Source organism: Puia sp. P3, assembly GCF_050632245.1.
Lineage (GTDB): Bacteria > Bacteroidota > Bacteroidia > Chitinophagales > Chitinophagaceae > Puia.
In genome coordinates this window covers 2,886,725-2,905,401 of sequence record NZ_CP192583.1, presented here as the reverse complement: position 1 = coordinate 2,905,401, position 18,677 = coordinate 2,886,725, and the positions used below count along the sequence as shown (strand labels likewise).

General features: G+C 56.8%; 18 protein-coding genes and 1 pseudogene. 3 read left to right on the top strand and 16 right to left on the bottom strand.

The window, feature by feature from the left end:
* Nucleotides 1-356 precede the first annotated feature (356 nt).
* From ACQ86N_RS17430 to ACQ86N_RS17375, 12 genes and pseudogenes are all read right to left on the bottom strand, one after another.
* A complete protein-coding gene (locus ACQ86N_RS17430; protein WP_431216254.1) occupies nt 357-2,186 on the bottom strand; it encodes a SpvB/TcaC N-terminal domain-containing protein in 1,830 nt (609 codons plus the stop codon).
* A gap of 95 nt (nt 2,187-2,281) precedes the next feature.
* Nucleotides 2,282-2,797 carry a hypothetical protein gene (locus ACQ86N_RS17425; protein WP_431216253.1) on the bottom strand — a complete coding sequence of 172 codons (516 nt, stop codon included), beginning with the start codon at nt 2,795-2,797 and terminating at the stop codon, nt 2,282-2,284.
* A complete protein-coding gene (locus ACQ86N_RS17420) occupies nt 2,733-3,083 on the bottom strand; it encodes a hypothetical protein (RefSeq protein ID WP_431216252.1) in 351 nt (116 codons plus the stop codon). Before ACQ86N_RS17420 ends, ACQ86N_RS17425 begins: the two co-directional genes overlap by 65 nt.
* A gap of 16 nt (nt 3,084-3,099) precedes the next feature.
* Complete coding sequence (locus ACQ86N_RS17415) at nt 3,100-5,058, bottom strand: T9SS type A sorting domain-containing protein (RefSeq protein ID WP_431216251.1); 1,959 nt, start codon at nt 5,056-5,058, stop codon at nt 3,100-3,102.
* A gap of 198 nt (nt 5,059-5,256) precedes the next feature.
* Nucleotides 5,257-5,757, bottom strand: a complete 501-nt coding sequence (locus ACQ86N_RS17410) for a hypothetical protein (protein WP_431216250.1) — start codon at nt 5,755-5,757, stop codon at nt 5,257-5,259.
* Entirely contained in the window at nt 5,711-5,866 is a 156-nt protein-coding gene (locus ACQ86N_RS17405; protein WP_431216249.1) for a hypothetical protein, read from the bottom strand. The genes ACQ86N_RS17410 and ACQ86N_RS17405 overlap by 47 nt, the downstream gene beginning before the upstream one ends.
* A gap of 80 nt (nt 5,867-5,946) precedes the next feature.
* Nucleotides 5,947-8,961, bottom strand: a complete 3,015-nt coding sequence (locus ACQ86N_RS17400; RefSeq protein WP_431216248.1) for a response regulator — start codon at nt 8,959-8,961, stop codon at nt 5,947-5,949.
* A 1-nt stretch (nt 8,962) separates the two neighbouring features.
* Nucleotides 8,963-11,254 (bottom strand): TonB-dependent receptor plug domain-containing protein, encoded by a 2,292-nt coding sequence (locus ACQ86N_RS17395; protein ID WP_431216247.1) that lies wholly within the window; start codon nt 11,252-11,254, stop codon nt 8,963-8,965.
* A 6-nt stretch (nt 11,255-11,260) separates the two neighbouring features.
* Nucleotides 11,261-11,802, bottom strand: a pseudogene (locus ACQ86N_RS17390) (YfiR family protein).
* A gap of 510 nt (nt 11,803-12,312) precedes the next feature.
* Nucleotides 12,313-14,304: a bifunctional YncE family protein/alkaline phosphatase family protein gene (locus ACQ86N_RS17385; protein WP_431216246.1), complete on the bottom strand. Its 1,992-nt coding sequence runs from the start codon at nt 14,302-14,304 to the stop codon at nt 12,313-12,315.
* Complete coding sequence (locus ACQ86N_RS17380) at nt 14,301-14,789, bottom strand: YncE family protein (protein WP_431216245.1); 489 nt, start codon at nt 14,787-14,789, stop codon at nt 14,301-14,303. The genes ACQ86N_RS17385 and ACQ86N_RS17380 overlap by 4 nt, the downstream gene beginning before the upstream one ends.
* Nucleotides 14,729-15,193 (bottom strand): hypothetical protein, encoded by a 465-nt coding sequence (locus tag ACQ86N_RS17375; protein WP_431216244.1) that lies wholly within the window; start codon nt 15,191-15,193, stop codon nt 14,729-14,731. The genes ACQ86N_RS17380 and ACQ86N_RS17375 overlap by 61 nt, the downstream gene beginning before the upstream one ends.
* 89 nt (nt 15,194-15,282) lie before the next feature.
* Here ACQ86N_RS17375 and ACQ86N_RS17370 point away from each other — a divergent pair, with 89 nt between their 5' ends.
* On the top strand, nt 15,283-15,609 hold the full coding sequence (locus ACQ86N_RS17370; RefSeq protein ID WP_431216243.1) for a DMT family transporter: 327 nt from the start codon (nt 15,283-15,285) through the stop codon (nt 15,607-15,609).
* Between the two features lie 119 nt (nt 15,610-15,728).
* On the opposite strand, the gene ACQ86N_RS17365 is transcribed toward ACQ86N_RS17370, so the two are convergent.
* From ACQ86N_RS17365 to ACQ86N_RS17350, 4 genes are read right to left on the bottom strand one after another with little or no spacing between them, the layout of a single operon-like run.
* On the bottom strand, nt 15,729-16,121 hold the full coding sequence (locus ACQ86N_RS17365) for a c-type cytochrome (protein ID WP_431216242.1): 393 nt from the start codon (nt 16,119-16,121) through the stop codon (nt 15,729-15,731).
* Nucleotides 16,122-16,128: 7 nt separating this feature from the next.
* Complete coding sequence (locus ACQ86N_RS17360; protein ID WP_431216241.1) at nt 16,129-16,659, bottom strand: YceI family protein; 531 nt, start codon at nt 16,657-16,659, stop codon at nt 16,129-16,131.
* The gene (locus ACQ86N_RS17355) at nt 16,659-17,411 is read right to left on the bottom strand and encodes a metallophosphoesterase family protein (RefSeq protein ID WP_431217454.1); all 753 of its coding nucleotides are present in this window, start codon (nt 17,409-17,411) and stop codon (nt 16,659-16,661) included. The genes ACQ86N_RS17360 and ACQ86N_RS17355 overlap by 1 nt, the downstream gene beginning before the upstream one ends.
* A complete protein-coding gene (locus ACQ86N_RS17350; protein WP_431216240.1) occupies nt 17,375-17,737 on the bottom strand; it encodes a hypothetical protein in 363 nt (120 codons plus the stop codon). Before ACQ86N_RS17350 ends, ACQ86N_RS17355 begins: the two co-directional genes overlap by 37 nt.
* 74 nt (nt 17,738-17,811) lie before the next feature.
* Between ACQ86N_RS17350 and ACQ86N_RS17345 the strand changes: the two genes are divergently transcribed.
* Both ACQ86N_RS17345 and ACQ86N_RS17340 read left to right on the top strand, forming a co-directional pair.
* Nucleotides 17,812-18,174, top strand: a complete 363-nt coding sequence (locus ACQ86N_RS17345) for a hypothetical protein (protein WP_431216239.1) — start codon at nt 17,812-17,814, stop codon at nt 18,172-18,174.
* Complete coding sequence (locus ACQ86N_RS17340) at nt 18,156-18,668, top strand: sensor histidine kinase (RefSeq protein ID WP_431216238.1); 513 nt, start codon at nt 18,156-18,158, stop codon at nt 18,666-18,668. Before ACQ86N_RS17345 ends, ACQ86N_RS17340 begins: the two co-directional genes overlap by 19 nt.
* Nucleotides 18,669-18,677 lie beyond the last annotated feature (9 nt).

The window sequence follows — 18,677 nt, the reverse complement described above, 5'->3', positions numbered from 1 at the left end:
GGCCGGCTGGCTGGTGTACGGAGTAGTCGTCGGGGCCGATGTTCAGGGTCCAGAGCTCGGCGCCCTTTAATTGTACGGCAACGCGAACGCCGTCGGCAGGGGTTGAAGACCGTTCGGGGTCGTTGGAAGGCAGCAGCTGGACGGGAGCGGTAATGTTGATCGTCCCGCTGTAGGGCGCCTGCCACATCCGGACGACGTCCTGAAGGGGGTTGTTGTCGATGGCCTGCTGGCGGTCGGCCTCGAGCTGTGTCTGGTCGACCAGGTTGCCGGAGATGCTGACCCCGGCGAAGACCGGGCTGGGTGTACCGCCGCTGGAGGGCGTGAAGGTAATTTGCCCGGTCGTGGTGTCGATATGGTTAAAATAGACCTGTCCGTCCCTGACGATATCGGTCGAGCTGGTCGCCGTTGGCTTCGGTAAAATAGATCGTGGTGGTGGTGGTCGACCAGCCGGTGTTGCCGGCGGCCATGATCCCGAACGGGCCAGGCGCATCGGCTTCGAGTCCCACCGTGTAGCCGACGGTCTTGTCTTTCTGGAAGACGTTGATGCCGCTGATGGCGATCTTGTCGCCGAAGCCGGTCTTATCCGTTGCACCGGACTGGTTGGGGCGGTAGTAGAGTGTATTGCTGCCGGCGTCGAGGAAAAGCTTGTCGGGGAGTCCGTCGCCATTCATGTCTATCATCGCCAGCATACCCTTGCTCGTGGACTGCGAGTAGCCAAATGATCCGCTGACGGAATTTTCCTTGGACATCACGTTGGCGTCGAATCCAACGCCGACGCCTACGCCGGCGCTGATATCGGTGTGGGAAGTGCCGCTGATGGCCGATGCTTCGTCGGTAAAACCGGAGAGATGGGTCAGCATGCCGCCGTGGACGTTATCCGATCCGGTGGTCCAGGGGATGCGCTGTTGCCAGGGGACGAGGGTGCCGCCGGAAGCGATGTCGTTGTAGTAGTCGAAGGTATGCCGGTTGAAGAAGTTGCCTGCTGCGTCATACTGGCTGACGGCGGCCAGCAGGGTCTTGTAGAAGGCCCCTTCCTTATAGGTCAGTTCATAGTGGCGGATATCGACGCCGTCGAGCTGCACGTCGATGCGTCTCAGAAGATCGGCGGTGACCTGTTTGAAGCCGTTGATCGCGGTGATCGTCACGTCCTTTCTGGTCGTGTGTCCGTCGACGTCGCGGTCGCGGCCGAAGAGCACGGAATACCGGCCTTCCGTACCGTTGTAGCCCGTGTAGGTGATTTTGGAAAGGTAGAGCTGGACGCCCGGCACCTTGCCGCCGGCGATGCCGGGATCGCTGACGGTTGTATAGAAATAGTGTACAAAGTTGCCGTGCAGGTCGAGCACTTCGCGAAGCGCCCAGTGGGCGATATTGCCGGAGGCGTCGCTGAGCGTGCTGGCGGGGTCGGCGCCCGTGGAGGGGTCACCGCCATAAAAATATCTTGTTCCTTCCTTGTCGGTCACCTCCCACCAGTAGGTCTGCGGGCTGGTACCGTGCCGGATGATCCTGTTGAACTCACCTTCTACCCTTGGGTAGAACTGTCGTTCCGCGCTGCGGGCCACCAGGTCGCCGCGGTGCGCCACCGGGCTCAGCTGCGCGCCCGCCATCGTATAGGTCTCGGTCTCCTGCTGTGCGTCGAATCTTGGGGCGCCCCAGCGGGTATCTATGGTGATGGAGGGCGCCCGGAGGTCCCAGCCCATGCCCAGCCAGCCATCGCCGCTGCCGCTGTTATAGCCGATGGTCAGCTGCGGCTGTATGCCATGCCGGCCCGCGGGTAGTTCGATCGGATAGCCCAGGGAGGCACTGCCCATGGAGCCGGCCTTCGGCGGCGCTATCACGTTGACGGCGGCGCTGGGATCGGCTGCTTTGATCCCCTTCATCGAATTGGAGTTATAGGCCTCTACCTGTGGCGACTCGGGTACCTTGATGATGCCGTTGATCATATCGGTAAAATGCTTTGTGCGGGAATAGGCTTTGCCCGTCAGGCCTGAGACGCTGTCTTGCGGCAGCGCGACCCAGTGTCCTTTTTCCTCGTCAAAATAGTATGTGCGGATATCTTTTGTGGTGTATCCGTCGGGGATCAATGCGGAGTCGTAGCCGATGGAGAGTTTGGCGTCCTGGGTGAACAGGCGGCCGTGGGGCAGAAAACGGTATCCGCCTGCGCCTCTGCTGACGTTGACCATGCCCATGTCAAGGGCGGGGAGGTCGACGGGCCGGAGGGCCGTGACACTGACTGTGGAGCTGCCGCGGAGGGCGTTTTTGGGGATATAGATGGATGCATCGCCTACGGCGATGGTTGCGGACTGGTTTTGTTGTATGAGACGTTGGGTGTGAGAGACGGCCGCTGATAATTCCGTGGAGAAGTCGGCGGTTTGTTCGTCGTTAAACTGGATCGTCTGATCTTTTTCTTTCCGTCGGGATATTGGATCTCGATGGAGGACTGCCAGCTGCCCGTCGTGCCCGCGGGTCGTTGCACCACGGCCTCGAAGGCGCCTTTCCAGACCCTTGCCGTCTTACCGTCGATGGTGACCGTGGCCCTGTTGCGGCCCGCGCCGGTGAGAAAGCCTCCGACATATCCTTTGTCTCCGTAGTAAGACGGCGAAGAGGTGACGACGGACTCGTCTTCGGCGGGACCGCCGACCTCAATGGCCAGGTTGCGCACCTTATAGCTGTAGTCCGCGGAGGCGGGCAGCGTGAATCGGATGATATTATCGCCCTGCTTCAGCCAGGCGGCGCTAACGCGTTCGCGCTGGTGCTGCCAGCCCTGTCGTTTGCGGACAAGGTAGCCGCCGGTCGACAAGCTGGTCGTTGATGCTGCGGCTCACGGCCGTATAGTCCTGGACGCCGTCGAGGTCGTAGGTCAGCCAGACGCGCTGGCCGGCTTTTAGTGGCGACTGCAGGTAGACGTGGAAGGAGTTGTCGGCGGGGTTGTCCACCGGCGATGCGGCGGTGACGCCGATCAGGCCTTCCTTGCGGCTGGCGTGCGCCTGCCAGCGGACGCCGTCGCGGCCGGGGGTTTTGGCAAAGACCTGGGTGGAACCAAATAATAAAAGTATTCCAAGGGTTTGGGTAGCATTCAGCTTCATAAGATACGGATTGGGGTTAGAGGATAAGGAGCTTGCGCGATTCGATGCCCTGTGCTGTCCTGACCGAGACCATGTACAGGCCGGGCGTTGCGAGATGTCCGTTCAGGCGGTGTTCGGTATTGTTGTGGCCGTTCATCTCCTGTTGTTTGTTGCCGTTGAGGTCATAGATGGTCACTGCTACGTCGCCGGCCTTTGGCAGGGAAACGCTGACTGTGAAGTTGCCGTCGGTGGAGGGTGTGGGATAGACGACGACGCGCTGGCCCGCCTCTCCGCTGATATTCACCGTGTCGCGGAACACACAACCGGCTACACTGTTTACGGCAACCGTATAGATGCCGGGTTCGCTGACGACGACCGATGGGGTTGTGGCATTGAAGCCGTTGCTGCCCGTCCACTGGTAGCCCTGTGCCGCTCCGGCGGGAATGGATGGCGATGCGTCCAGCAGCAGCGATCCGGCGGTTGGCAGTGTCTGGTCGGCCAGGTTGATGGTCAGCGTCTGCGCCATCGGAACGGGCATGGTCAGATTGCGCAGGGAAGTGTTGCCCCTGCCATCCATCAGGATGATCGAATAGTTGTCTCTGGCGAGGCCGTCGATATCGGCGATGGCAGCCGAGTTGGGGAAGACGCCGGAGGTGACCGTCTGGCCCGTGCTGTTGGTCACGCGGTAGGTGAAGGGCGCCTGGCCGCCGATGGCCTGCATGCGGGCGCGGCCGATGGAGGGCAGGCCGCAGTTGGCGCTGTCCAGGATCGTCAGTTTCAGCAGCAGGTCGCGGGCCTGGGCCAGGGCGAAGCCGTCTTTGCCTGAGCGGTCCGTGTCCCAGTGGATATTGCGGTAGACCAGCGGGCTGTCTGTCCCGAGGCTTTCCGGAAAATAGTAAGAGAGACTGTCCACCGGATAACCCGGGTATCCGCAGGGGTTGACGACGAGCCAGTAGTTGCCCTGGCCGATCGGTTTGCGGTTGATCCGGACCGTTGTATTCCACTTGTTCGCCATGGCGCCGCCGGCACTCATCAGCCACTGGCGGTCGAGCAGCTGCAGCTGTCCGTCGGTGGTGGCGGAAAAAGAAAGACCCTTGTTATTATCACCCCAGAGCAGGTAGTTGCCGTTCGCCGTGGTGTCGGTGCTGCCGATCACCAGCAGGCTGTCCGCGTCCACTGCGCTGATCGAGGTCTTCTGATATAGCGTGAAATAGTTCTCGCGACCCAGTCCCGCGATGCGGTTACAGAAATCTTTGTTCTTAGCCGCGTCCCAGAGGACGTTCTGTCCCGCGCTGACGTAGTTGCCTTTGGTCAGCGGTATGCCATATTTGATGGCGAGATAGGTCTCGTACTGTACCTGGGTCAGGACGTCGAGACTGCGGTCGAAGACCAGCAGTTCGGCGAGTGTTCCTTTGAAAGCCGGGATCAGGCCGGACTGTCCGACGGATCCGATCATCAAATAAGCCGAGGGGCTTGGCGCGATGCTGTCGTTGAGCTGCCAGGTCTGCAGCACGGTAGCCAGCGCGGGAACCTTTGCCCCTGAAGCCACCGTATCTGAATTGCCGCCGGGGCCGACCACCTTGTGCGTCGTCATCATCGTATTCCGAATGATCGCTCCGCCGGTACCCCAGAGCATTTCTTCGGCGTTGTCCGCGGGAATGAACACCGCCATATAGGTCATCTCCGAGAGACTGTCGAGGTTGTATGCGATGCGAACAGAATCATCGGTACCGTTGAACAATAGAGCGGGGTTATAATTAAGAGTGGCGGTCTTCCGCGGGCCACTGCCAAAAAACATGCCGTCATAGCCGTGGCCGGTGAAGTCCTTCCAGCTGCCGGCCACGCCACTGTCGGCGCGAAGCCATACGACAGGATAGTCCGGGCTATCGGGGGACTGTGCGGAAGAGTATAGAGAGGTCAGTAAAAAAAGGAGGAGAAAAACAGGTTTCCATCGGCGGGTTGTCGCCGGAATAAGGTAGCGGTCTGCGCGGTGCATAGGGGTTCTGGATTTAGGTCCTTTTACATGGATACGGTTTCTACAGGACGAATGTATGGTGCGAAAACAACAAATGCAAGAGAAGTCATGAGGATATCCGTTAGTTGATACGAAGCGTGTATAACGCATACGAATACCGTATACAAGTATTGCACCGGTGCGGTCGGAAACGCGGGTCCCCTGTCCTGTTGGCGCCTTTTATTTGTCGAGTACTTTCATATAGAGCGGCGCGAAATCCATGGACTGAATGCCGACGAGGCCGTAGCCTGTTTCGCCGTTGGGTATTTCGGTTTCTAAAAGATTGTATTCTTCCATCTCCTGTCTGAAATGTTTATTCGCGGTGGCGGCGGTGCGCATATTGAGGATGGTGACGGCTGGTCCCAGGAACAGCCCTATGGGGATGATCCGCTCTTTCGTTCCCCCTTCGTCGACGGGGATGTTGGCTTCTGTGAGGAACAGGTATAAAAGGTAGGTCGGGACGGATTCTTTGATGTGTTTTGCTACCTCGCTGACGGGAAGGATATCGGCCTCCCGGTCGCCGGAAAATATCTTATAGTTGGTACCGTATCTCAGGGTCTGACCTGTGTGATTGGTGATCTTAATGGCGACAACCTTTATCTGGTTGGGGAATTCCTTGCTGGCAAATTTTTTATTACGGGTCGAGCTGGAGCACGTCGTATTTGTACTGAAAACTGTCATTCCGTTCGCCCTGCGGATAGTGTAGTGATGGAGGGTGAATGGGTTTGTACGAGGTGGCGCAGGAAGAGAAAAGACAGGCCAACGCAAGGAGGGGAGGCAGGGATCTCATACAGTAAGGGTTTGGCGGTTAAGGTTGTTTAACAAATCAATGATAACATTATTGATGTTAAGACGAACCTAATTTTGCCTTCACTTGCCTGACTTCCCGGGTAAATAATTGTTCATGACCGTTGTAAGCTCGTCGATACGGAATGGTTTGGATATAAAATCGTCCATGCCAACCCTGAGGCAGCGCTCTTTGTCCTCTGTCATGGCGTCGGCCGTCAGTGCGATGACGGGAACGTCGCAATAAGGGCGCGGTGATTTGCGGATCTCGGCGGTGGCGGTATATCCGTCCATCACGGGCATGTTCAGATCCATGAGAACCATGGCAGGGGCGTGCTCGAGGAGTTTGGCGATCACCTCCTCCCCGTTGCCGGCCCGGATCACGTCCAGCCCCATCCTGCTGAGTATCTCCGCGATGAGTTCCATATTGAGCTCGTTATCCTCGGCGACCAGGACCTTGTCGCGGTGGGCATATTCTTTTATCGTGGGTGCGGCTGCGGCCTGCTCCTTCTCCCCTTCCGTCCCTTCAAAGACCCGGGACAGAAGGCCCAGGAGCTCACTCAGTTTGACCGGTTTCGACAGGAATTTATGAATACCGATGCTCTCCGCCTGATGGAGGAAATTATTCTTTTCCAGCGACGAAAGCATCATAATAACGGGCTGGTCGGGGCTGCCGGATGTCGTTCTGACCTCCTGCACCAGCTGCATTCCATCCATGCCCGGCATCTGGTGATCGGTGAGGATCAGGTCGAAGGGCTGCCCCGCCGCGTTGGCTGCGGCAATCAGCGAAAGCGCTTTGTCGCCGCTGTGGCAGGCGGTTGCCGGGATCGTCAGATAGCTGAAAACGCCGAGCAGGAACTCGCAATTCGTGGCGTTGTCGTCGACGATGAGCACGTTTCGCAGGAGTCCTTTTCTGACGAGGTCATTCCGAGGCTGGCTGTCGATCACTTCCAGTGGTAAATGCAGGGTAAATGCGCTCCCTTTGCCGAGCTGGCTTGCTACAACGACCTCGCCTCCCATCAGTTCGGCCAGGCGTCTGGAGATCGTCAGACCGAGGCCCGTGCCGCCAAAATGCCGGGTGGTGGAGGAGTCGACCTGGGTGAAACTTTCGAAGATCTTGTCCAATTTGCCCGTGCTGATCCCGATGCCGGTGTCTTTTACGGATATGTCAACTCCGACCCAATTCTTCCCTTCCTTTTCGTAGACTGGGGTGGTCATTTTCGCGGTGATGCTAACCTCTCCCCGCGCGGTGAATTTGATGGCGTTGCCGATGAGGTTGATCAGGATCTGGCGTATCCGCATTTCGTCCCCGGCGAACTGGGACGGCAGACCGATATCGGTATTGCAGACGAGTTCGAGGCCTTTTTCCTGTGCCTTTATCGATAGGATATCGGCGGCCTCTTCGATCAGGTCTCCGAGTTTGAAGGTGGTGGAGTCGATCAACAGCCGGCCGGCTTCGAGTTTGGAGAAATCGAGAATATCGTTGATAATATTGAGGAGGTTGTAGGCCGATTTACTGACGTTGTGCAGATAGTCCCGCTGCATCCGGGTGAGCTGGGAGGAGAGCAGGAGATCGGTGAAACCGATGATCCCATTCATAGGCGTACGCAATTCATGGCTGATATTGGCCATAAACTCGCTCTTTGCGATGCTGGCGGCCTCGGCGTTGTTCTTTTGTTGTTCCATCTGGATGCGGTCGATGGCGGCGCCGAGGGTTCCCGAGAAGGACCCGAGGATGGACAGCTCCGCCTTCGTCCACTTTCTTTGCAGGCTTTCGTCGTGGATGCAAACGAATCCCCAGAGACTGCCGGCGGCGAAGACCGGGATCACCGTGAGGGCGTCTTTGTAAAAAACTTTATTCTCTCTCAGGGTCTGCTGGATGCCGGGTTCGAACAGGGAATGTGTGTGGTCGTCGTCCCTGTCGTGATATTTTACCTTGTTGGTATTCCTGTTCCAGCGTGCCAGCTGGTGTATGCCGGTCTTTCCTGTCCCTTCGTCCGTATAGTTGAACCAGGTCTCAATGGCGTCGACGTTCATCTGGGAGCCCAATATCCGGATGGCATTTCCGATGGACGTGTCGAAATGGGTATTGCTGACGAGCTCGTGCATGGCGGTACCCACGGCCTGCAGCAGCTTGTCTTTTTTATTGAGGTCTTCCGTTATGGAAAGCAGTTCCGCCTCGCCCGTCTTGAGGTTGTCGCGCATGGAGATAAGGGCTTTACCCAGCAGGTCTTCGTCGCTGAGCGGCGTAAAGGGAATGTCGAAGTTCCGCCCGCCCACTTCGTAGGCGAAGTATGCGGTTCTGTGCAGGCTGTCGGAAAGGTCGTTGACTGCGTGGATCATGTCCCCTATTTCGTCGTTGCCGTGCTCCCGCCCGACGGTACGGATGACGCCCCGGCCGAGGTCCTTTACGATACCTTTTATCTTCAGAATGGGACTGACGATCACCCGGGCCATGTACAGGGAAAGGAACACGCCCGCGAGGATGATGCTGATCGCCAGCACGATGATCATATTCCTCAGCAGGGTCGACGATCTCTCGAGGCGCGCATTCTCCCGGGCGCGGATCTTCTGTCCAAAGGCAATGACCCTGTTGAGGTCGCTGATCAGCGCGGCGGTGCGGGGGAGTATCTCGTCTTCGACTTCGCGTTCGGCCTCCAGCTTGATCACCGGGTCGTCGTAGTCTTTGAATTCCTTCAGCGAGCTCATGATATTCCTTTCGATGAACAGGAGGCGGTTGAAGCCCGTATAGATATTGTGCAGACTGTCGACCCAGTCGATGCTTTTCCACTGGCCCGCGCAGGCGTCGATACGGGTCTTCAGTTCGGCATAGTCGGTGGCGTGCAGTTTCTTCAGGCGATCTTTGTCGTCCTGGCTGTACCGCAGGAATACCCAGTTGGTGATATACATTTTGGACTCGAGCAGCATTTTCTTGAAGTCCTCCATGGCCTGGAGGGAAGGATCGATCACCCCCGAGAGGCGTTCGGCGGAGCGTTTGTTGCTGTTCAGCGTGAGGATCGTAATGGCCCCGTTGATCACGAACAGGGCCACGAACAGTGCGAAGCTCCCATAGATCCTTTTTTTGATGCTGACGGTCATCTTAAAATTTGAAATTTATTCCTCCGTAGACCCTTATCGGGTCTTCGTGTTGTCCATAAAAAAGTTCGGTGTTCTTTTTGCTCAGGTCCATATTGAATGCCACACTTCTGTAGTGCTGGTCGAGTGCATTGGTGATGTTGGCGAATACGGATATCCTTTTGTCCAGCTCGTACCGGGCCGAAATATTCAGCAGGGCGTAGCCGGCGATGGTCTGTCTTTTGACCACGGACCCGGTGGTGTCGCCGATGCCGGAAAGGTGTTGCCGGCCCATCCAGATGAGGCGGGGTGAGCAGGTAAATCTACCGACCCTGATGTCGGTACCAGCCTTGAGGCTAATGGGAGAAACGAATTCCAGCTGTGCCCTGGCCTTTTGCGTCCGGGCGGCGTCGTGAAGGTCAATGTTGCCGCCTACGTAGCTGGCCGACAGCCAGGAGCTGAAATGAAACCGGCCGACGTACTGGTTGTAGCTGAGCTGGATGCTGCCTCCATAGGTTCGCTGGTCGTTCTGGTTGACGAATACTTCCACATAGCCCACCGGTATGCCTTCGAACTGGTTGTGATAAAGGCGTGTAGTATTGTTGTCGTTGGCAAATTCGTGCAGTCCTGAAAGGCGGGTATAGTATCCGTCGAGGGTGATGCTAAAGTTGCTGGTCAGGTAGTGGCTGATGCTGATCTCGGCATTTTTTGAAGTGATCGGCTTTAGATAGGGATTGGGCAGGTGCATGAAATCGGCGTGGTAGGTCTTCCCTGAGTCCGACGTAACCAGCGCCCCATAGTAGGCATAGCAGTCGAAGGTCGTGGGGGCGAGAAAGGCGGTGCCATACAGCACTTTTATCGTGGACCTGTCCGAAAGGCGGTAGATGCCCCCTACCCTTGGATTGAAGGTATTGCCATACCGGGAGTTGATGTCAAACCTGGCGCCGGCCGTGAAGCTGAGGGCGTGGGCAGGGGAATACTGGGCCTGTATATAGGAACCTATATTGTTATATTTCAGCATGTAGAACTGTGCGGGAAGGCCGTTGGGCCGGTAGTAGCTCTTCGTCCCGATATAGACGCCCTGTAGGGCGCCGGCCGGGTTTACGGGTGCGTCGAGGTCCGCGCTTGTCGGGATGGAATAGTAGCTTTCGTAGGTAGTCCCGCCCGTTAGGTTGAGACTGGCGGAAGCCTTCCAGTCCAGTTGCTGCTCGACTTTTACCAGTGAGCCAAAAGAATATTTATAGGCCGGTTCCATGCCGGAAAAGAGGTTCCGGTAGTTGGACGCCGGGTTCATCGAATATTCGCTGCCCATCAGCGTGGTCGTGGAATTAACGGATCCCAGCGTCGTTTTATAAGACGCATTGGCCATAGTGATGGCCTGTCCCATGAACACGCTCTTGTTGTATATGGCGTTATTGGGGTTCTCTTCGTAGGAGTTGGGGGTCTGTGCGTAGTTGCGGAAGACAGAAAAGCTGAATTCGTGCGAGCGCAGCGAAGCATAGAAATTATAAGATTTCTGGGGCATTCCGATGGCGGGACTAAACGGGGTTTTTGGTGTCATCGGGCCGTAGATGGTATTGAACGTTCCGGTAGAATGACCGGAAATATTGAGTAAGGGGTCGCTGCTGTATATTTTGGTATAGTCGGCGCCCTGATTGTAGCAGTATTGTCCGCCGGCGACGAGGCTGGTGTTTTCGTTGATCCTTTGCGTGATGAGCAGGGTGCTGTTGGTGTATCCGTACATGCCGGCCGTTGTGGCGGCGTCGAGCCTCGTGCCTTTGTGCGAACCGGCTTTCCGGGTGATGATATTGATCACGCCGCTGACCGCGTCCGCGCCGTATAGTGCCGAGGCGGGTCCGACCACGATCTCCACCTGTTCCGCCAGATAGACGGGATAGTTCTCGATGATGGGCATCGTTTCGTTGGTGGGCGAGGAGATCCGGACGCCGTCCAGCAGGATCACGAATTTCTCCTGACCTGGAGTACCGCGCAGAACAAAATTATTGTCGAGGTGGGACCGGACCTTGTCGTCCACTTTCATATCGGGCAGGTCATAGAGGAGTTCGAGGAGCGACTGGTAGCCGCGTGTCCTGATCTGCTCGTGCGATACGACGATGACTGTTGCCGGGGCGGTCTCCTGGTCCTGGGATGTCTTGCTGGCTGTGGTAATTTTTACGTTGAGGAGGGCTTTGAGGCTCAGGTCCTCCAGCCGGCCGGTGTCCTGCTGGCCAAAGGCGCCAATGCTCAGGAGGAGTGCGAGGCCGGTGGCCGGCTTGCTCAGGTAGTTACTTCTCGAAGCAGTGTTCAGGGTTGTCATGGTTATTCATTTTATGATCGTGGCCAGTTCCAGTAGTTCCGATGCGACGCGGAGGTTTCGCTGGTCGATGGCGCTCTTGTTGATCTCCAGTTTGAGATGTTCTTCCACCGTGGTGAAATTGATGCATGCTCCTTTACGGGCGAGCCCGTTCGATTCCGAGACGATCAGGATGGGTTCGCCGGCCGTGGCTGGGCGATCCGTCTGACGCTGCCGCTCTCCTGTTCGGGGATAAAAAGAAGCTGGCAGCTGTATGAACCTGCGGATGGGCTGAGTCTGGCGATGACGATCTTGCGGTCGCCGACGGTCTTGTTGGCGATGGAAGTTCTGAGGTCGTCATACAACGGCGAGTCGCCGACGATGCCGATGATAAAATCGCCCGTCCTTTTATTGGCGGGCCAGTCGACGTATTTTGTAAACCGGTAGATGATGTTCGCGTAGACGGCATAGTTCTTATCCTGCGCCTGCGAGCAGAGTGTCAGCAGTAGCACCAGGCTTACCGAAAAAGCCGACCGGACAATCCTTGTCAGAATTACTATAGGTTCATGCATAGTACAAGCAGGTCGATGGAATCGAAGCGTCTTCCGGGAGTAAACCCGTTAAGTGCGGGAGATTGTCTGTAAGGGGCAGAGAGAAATGCAAAAATGCAGACCAGCGCGTGGTATTAAATAAAGTTACTACTTATTATTGATTGACCGGCCCCTCGCGGATTGGAGAAGATAGGAAAAAATTATAATTTAAAATAAATCTAACTATCAAGGACTTACGAGGCCTGGTAGGCGGGTTTTGTATGCTCTGATCCTCCAAACCTCTAAACCACAACGTTATGAAGCGGATAGGTTCTTTCAATATTGAAAGGTGCGTGCTTGTTTTTTCCTATCTCGTTATCTGGCTGGCCGCGTGGCTCAACAGCTATACCTGGCCGGAACGAGGGTGTACGGCGTCCTGCCCAGTGTTCCTGAGTCGCGGTATCGATCTGCGGTATCCTATACCGAGCAGTCAATGTTATCAAGGAGGAGGCTGTCTTTGTCGAACCGGACTAGTCGCCCTGGTGTATCCAGTTATATTTTTGCCAGTCCAGTTGGCAGGCGGCTGTGGGTTTTTTCTGGATGAGCAGGACGTCCAGAATCGATCGAAAGGGTGTCCCACTTGGCCGGACCTACCGGCCTATTTGTCGCCGTCGGTCTTGTTGAGCGAGCTCTGGCGGTAGTGTTCGCGCCGCTCTTCTTTTCGTCGTCCATATCGGGTCCTTTCAGCACCTTGCGCCAGTCCGTCTGCCGGTGGTACCGGCGCATGGCCACCTGGGTATCGAAGACTTCTTTCGAGGGGAAGACCAGCGTGTAGGGGCGAAAGTCCGGTGTGTCCGTAAAGAAATCCTGCAAGAGCGTTGCCGTTGCGTCGTACTGGTTGACGTATGGCACGTCGAGGATGGTATAGATCGTCTTGAGGATCGATCCGAAATTCGCGTGTGTGTGGGAGGTATAGCCGTGTTTTACGTAGGGGCCGGCCAGCATCAGGACGCTTCTGTGGGCGTCGAGGTGGTCGACGCCGCCCTGGGGGTCGTCTTCGGTGATGACGACGAGCATATTCTTCCAGTACTTCGTACGGGAGAGAAAATGCAGGATGCGGCCGATGGCCAGGTCGTTGTCGGCGACATAGGAATGGCGGTAGGGGTAGCCGTCGTTTGGCCGGGGATCGGCCGTGTGGTCGTTGGGCACCTGCATGGTGATCAGCCGCGGCATTTCTTCTTTGCCCCTGATCCACCTCTTCGTGAACTCGGATTCGAACTGGTCCATTCGGAACTGGTCGGGGATATTGGTATTAAAGCCTGCGTAGTTATGGCTGGTCCGGGGCCAGAGCGCCTTTTGCATCGGCACCATGACGGCGTGCGAGGCGCCGGTGGCGGTGTCCATCCATTCTTCGCGGACGTGGGCGGTCTCGTTGGCCTCGCCGAAATTGTAGAAAGGGACCTTGCTCCTTTCGAGCGCCTCCCAGAGCCCTCCCCTTTCGGCGTAGTCTTCGGGGTCCATGCTGCCGGTGGAGCCGGGGAAACGACGGCCCGAGGCCTTCGAGAATATCTTCGCGGTCTTGTCCACGCTGGAATTGGTCTCCACCCATTCGTTCGGGATCACGCCCATCATCCAGTGGTGTCCGTGAATGGAGGCGTCGCTGTCGCAGTAGTAGTTGTCGGAGAAGGCAAATTCCTTTGCGGCTTTCAGGTGGTTGGGAGAGACGTTCATTTTATACAGCGTCTTGTCTTTGGCCACAATATTCACGGCGACGCCGAACCGGGCCAGCGTGGAATCGCCCTTTCCGCTGGTCAGTTGCCCGAGCATTTCGTCGTAGGTTCTGTTCTCCTTGGTGATGTATACGATATACTTTATCGGGCTTTTTCGTATGCCCGTTGCCGGTGGCAGCGGGTTTCTGCCGTCGTCGGTGAGGTCTTTGCGCAGGAAGGTGTTGGAGACCGCCTGCTGCGTCCAGGCGGCGAGCTGACCGGCGTCGGGCATCGGGATCTTCTGGAATGTCGCCAGCTGTATGTCGCCGATATAGGTGCCCTGTACCGGCCTTACGAAATGGGCGCCGCCGTTGGGTCCGGCGCCGTATCCGCGGCAGGAGACGACGTAGAGCTCGTGTTCGTCTTTGCCCGTCAGGACCCTCGAGGGTCCCCAGCCTGTGGGGATCAGTCCTTTTGTGGCGCCGCTCTCCGCGTCGACCACGGCGATGGCGTTGAATCCGAGCAGGGCGACGTAGAGCGTTGTCTCGTCTTTGCTTAGCGTGATACCGAACGGGAGCAGCCCGCGGTAGTGGTCGATGAGGGGGTCGACCTTCAGCTGGATATGGCGGACGATCGTGTGCGCCCGGTAGTCGATGACGGCGATATTGTCGTTGGTGGCGTTGGTGACGTAGGCGTATTTGCTGCCGACCGCCAGTGAATTGGGGCTGGCGCCGCCGACGACTTCCGCGCCTTCGACCATCTGGCCGATGGCGAAGCCGGGCTTATAGCGGTCGATGACCGTATTGGACGACAGGTCCACGGCGTAGACGCTCATCGCCTCGGGCGCCAGGGGCTGCCCACGCCGGGAATATGTCGCCCGTGCCAAGCGTAGCCTTCGATGGATTCCTTTGTACCGTTGCCATAGGGATGCCAGGGTATCAGTGAATCCTTGTAGTTCTCCGGCGTCAGTCCCGGGAGCAGGGGGTAGTCGTACATACCGACGTTTGCTACAAACGCCGTCTTATGATCCGGGCTGATGGCGAGGCCAAACGGCTGTCTGCCCGTCTTTATGGAAGCCGTGATCTTGCGGGTATCCAGGTCGATGCGCACCAGTCTGAAATTGCCCCTGTCGAGTACCAGGAGCTCGTGTCCGTCGAGCAGCAGGTCGGCCGTGAAGCTGTCCTGATAGTCTGAGCCGTCGATGACTCCGTTCAGGGAGAGGGAGTCGAGGCGCCGGAGGCTGGCGATGTCATAAACGATCACTGCCCCGTTGTCGCCTCCGCTGAGGTAGACCGTGCGGGAGTCGGGGGAAAAAGCCACTCCGAGAAAGGAGCTGTGGGACAGGGGGACGGTATTTTTCCGTCGTAGCTGGGGACTCTGGTCGCGGCCAGGGTGGCGTTGTCGATGATGGTAAAGACCCCGTCGTGGAGCGTGACGGTGGTGGCGCCGTCGGGAGAGACGGCCATTCCGAATGGGTCGTGGGTGATCGTGATCGTCGTGCCCGCGGGGGTTACGAAGCGGCCGCTGGGCAGGACGCTGTTGCCGTGGGGGTCGATATGGGCCCATGCGTTTTTGCCGGGGACTTCCAGCGACGGCCATGTGGGTTGGGCGGTAGCCGCGGGTTGGGCGTGGGTGGTGGTTTGCGGGTTAGCCGCGGGTTGGGCGTGGGCGGCGGGTATTAACAGGATGGACGCTGTGATGAGCCGGAGGATTTGACGATACATGCGCTGGTGTTATATGCCGGTAAAAATAGCCAGACAATGTTACTTCAAGGTTATTTTAAATTACTGATCTTTACAAAAATAGCAAGGATATGCCCTGGATATTATTGGTTATTGCCGGATTGTGTGAAATAGCGTTTGCCTCCTGTCTCGGAAAGGCGAGGGAGGCGACGGGCAGTGAAGCCCTGTGGTGGTACGCGGGATTCTTTGTCGCGCTGACGGTAAGCATGATATTGCTGGTCAGGGCTACGCACCAGCTGCCTATCGGGACGGCTTATGCGGTCTGGACGGGGATCGGGGCTGTAGGGACGGCGCTGATGGGGATCTTTGTATTTAAGGACCCCGCGAATTTTTGGAGGGTTTTCTTTTTGATAACGCTGATCGGATCGATCATCGGACTGAAGGCCGTGAGCCATTAGGTTGGTTTAGGCGGCCCGCGGCGGGGCCGGGATTTGATTGTCTGTCATTACAATAAAATTGGCCCCCTCCGATAGCGGAGCGGGCCTTCGTTTAAACAACCTGAAACTAGAACGAACCTTTATTCGGCACCCAGGTCGAGGTGCGGCTGTCCGTGGTGACAGCTACTGCAGTTGACGATCATCAGACTATCGCCGATGCCGGGGCGGCGGACGTGAAAGAACTTTTTGTTGATCTTCATCGTCATCTTCATCATTTCCCGGGCGATCGACTTTTCGGGTTTGGCGTCGCTGGCATAGTCGAGCTTGTGCGATCCTTTTTCCTCTGCGTGGCAAAAGCCGCAGCCTACGCCGAGCCCGTCGTTGAACTCGTCCACCATGATGCGCTGGAGTCGCGAGGACGACACATCGGGTGGTAGTACCTTCAGATTTTTATATTGCCGCACCGGGGAAGAGGAGGCCGCGCCAATTGCGACAACGGCCGTAATCCCCAGAGCGATAAGGTTTCTGTACATATTATATTCATTTAGCGATGACGTCCAGCTCTACGTCTAAATTGTCCGAAATGGTGCTGGTCCCTCCTACTTCAAACTCTTTCCGGTTGATGGAAAACCCTCCCTTGAAATGATAGCCGCTGGCGTCGGTCTCCACGGTAAACGGGAAGCTCAGGTCTTTCACGTGGTTCTTGAGCATCAGCTTCCCTGTGAAAAGAAATACCCCTTTCTTCGAACCGGCCGACACGCTGGCCGACACCAGGCGGATTCGGGGGTATTTCTGTGCGTCGAAATAGTCGGGTCTCCGCAAATGATCGTCGCGCATGGAATTATCCGTGTTGACAGTGGCCGCATCGACGCTGACATCGATAACTGCGTCGCTAATGTGCGCCGGGTCAAATTGTATCTTTCCCGACAGGCCGGTAAAGGCTCCGGTGACCCCAAACCCAAAATTCCTTATATGGAACTTCACCGAAGAACCGGCGTCTACCGGCGCAAGCTGGGCGGCGCTGCGCGACCATGCCGCGACGACGATAAGTGACATCAAAATTGTTCTCATTATATCAGCGGGGTATCGGTAATTGCCAGTGAATGATTGTGTTCCAAATAGTTGACGCTGGTCAGTCCGAGCAGGCTCCGGAGCTTGCCGGGTTCTACCTTCATCGGTCCGGGCGCGGGCGCGGCGCCGGGCTGCGGCTGCGGGAAAGCGGTGGAAGTCGCGGTATGGAAGGTGATATTGCCTTCGACCTTCAGCATCGTCTGGTGGATATGTCCGTTGAGTACGGAGACGGAGCCGAAGCGCCGCAGCAGGGTCAGCGCCTGCTCGCTGTCGCGCGTTCCCCAGCCCCACTGTGGATAGACCTGCCACAAAGGGATATGCGCAAAGACGACGATCGGCGTGCTGTTGCTCTGGCCCCTGAGGTCGTCCTCGAGCCATTTCAGCTGTTCGGCTCCCAGCTCGCCCAGGCCGCCCTCGGCCATATTGATGACGTTGACCAGCCCGATAAAATGGACGCCCTGCGAATCAAAACTATACCAGCCATTCCCCTTCGTGCCTTTTCCGAAGCGGTCAAGATACTGCTTGCCGTTGTCGTTGAGTACGTCGTGTTCACCGGGGACATAGAAGATCTTTCCCGTTTTAACGCTTTTCAGCGACTGCTCGAGGGTGTCGAACTCGTCGGCCAGGGCGAGGTGGGTCAGGTCGCCCGTATGGAGGACGAAGGAAGGGTTGACCGGCATGGCGTTGATCTTGTCGATGGTAGCCTGCAGCGTGCCTACGACGTCGGGGTTGGCCGCCTTGTTAAAGCCGATATGGCTGTCGCTGATCTGGACAAAGCTGAAGTCCGATTTAGGGATAACGAGCCCTTTTTAAGGCCGCCGGAATGTTTGTCCATCATCTGGCTCATGCCGAAGGATTTGAGAACGCCGCCGGTCATCATCCATAATACGCCGGTCCCTGCCCAGGCCATGCATTTGATAAAACCGGCCCGGTCGATATTGTCGTCGCTCTCCATTTTGTCGAATAAGTTTTTTTCGTCCATGTTGATCGATTTTTGAACAAAACAACAGCAAGCCGGCGCTTCGTTAAAACTTTTTACAGCAACCGGGCCGGATTCTTGATCATCCTGCGGAACCAACGAAAATCAAGAAAAACGGGGGTTCGTGTAAAAACAGGGGGTCCCCGGCCTATAAACCTTTAATTTTACGGAACATGAAGACAGCAGAAAGTTCCATAGCCAGGTACCGGGTCTGGGCGCATATCGCGACCTGGGCGCTGTTGTATCTTTTCTGGGTCACGGTGCTTCAAAACCGCAGCATTACCTTTAGCCGGACGCTGACGGTCCAGTTCTGTTATCTCGCCTTTATTGCGGGGAACTACTATTTCGATCTTTACTATACGATCCCGAGATTCTTATACCGGAGGCGCTATGTATTGTTTGGGCTTTCCGTGATCGGCGGTATCCTGGTGGCGTCGTTCCTGCGCGCGCTGCTGGCGATGTATATGACCACGCATGTCTTCCAGCCGGGGGCCGGACGCCGGAGTTCAGGCCCATCTTGCTCAACTCGCTGCTGAATATCGGGTTCTGGACGCTCGTGATCCTCGCTGTCCATCTGGTGATCGAGAAGATCCGTTTCCGCAAGTATATCGATACCATCGAAAAGGAAAAGACCAAGAACGAGCTGGACTTTCTGAAGGCCCAGTTCAATCCGCATTTTCTGTTCAACTCCATCAACTCCATTTACGGCCATATCGACAAGACCAATCCGACGGCCAGGAATATGCTGCTGACGTTCTCGGAGATGCTGCGGTATCAGCTGTACGAGTGCAACGTAGACTCGATCGGCATCGACAAGGAAGTGCACTATATCCGCAACTATGTCGCGCTGCAGCAGATAAGAAAGGAGGAGGACCTCGTGGTGAGACTGGCGATCAGCAAGGAGATAAAGGGCTTCAATATCGCGCCGCTGCTGTTCATCGCCTTTATCGAGAACGCGTTCAAATACGTCAGCACTTCGGCCGACGAGAACAAGGTGGAGGTCAGCCTCGATAAAAAGAGGAGAACATAGTCCTGTTCC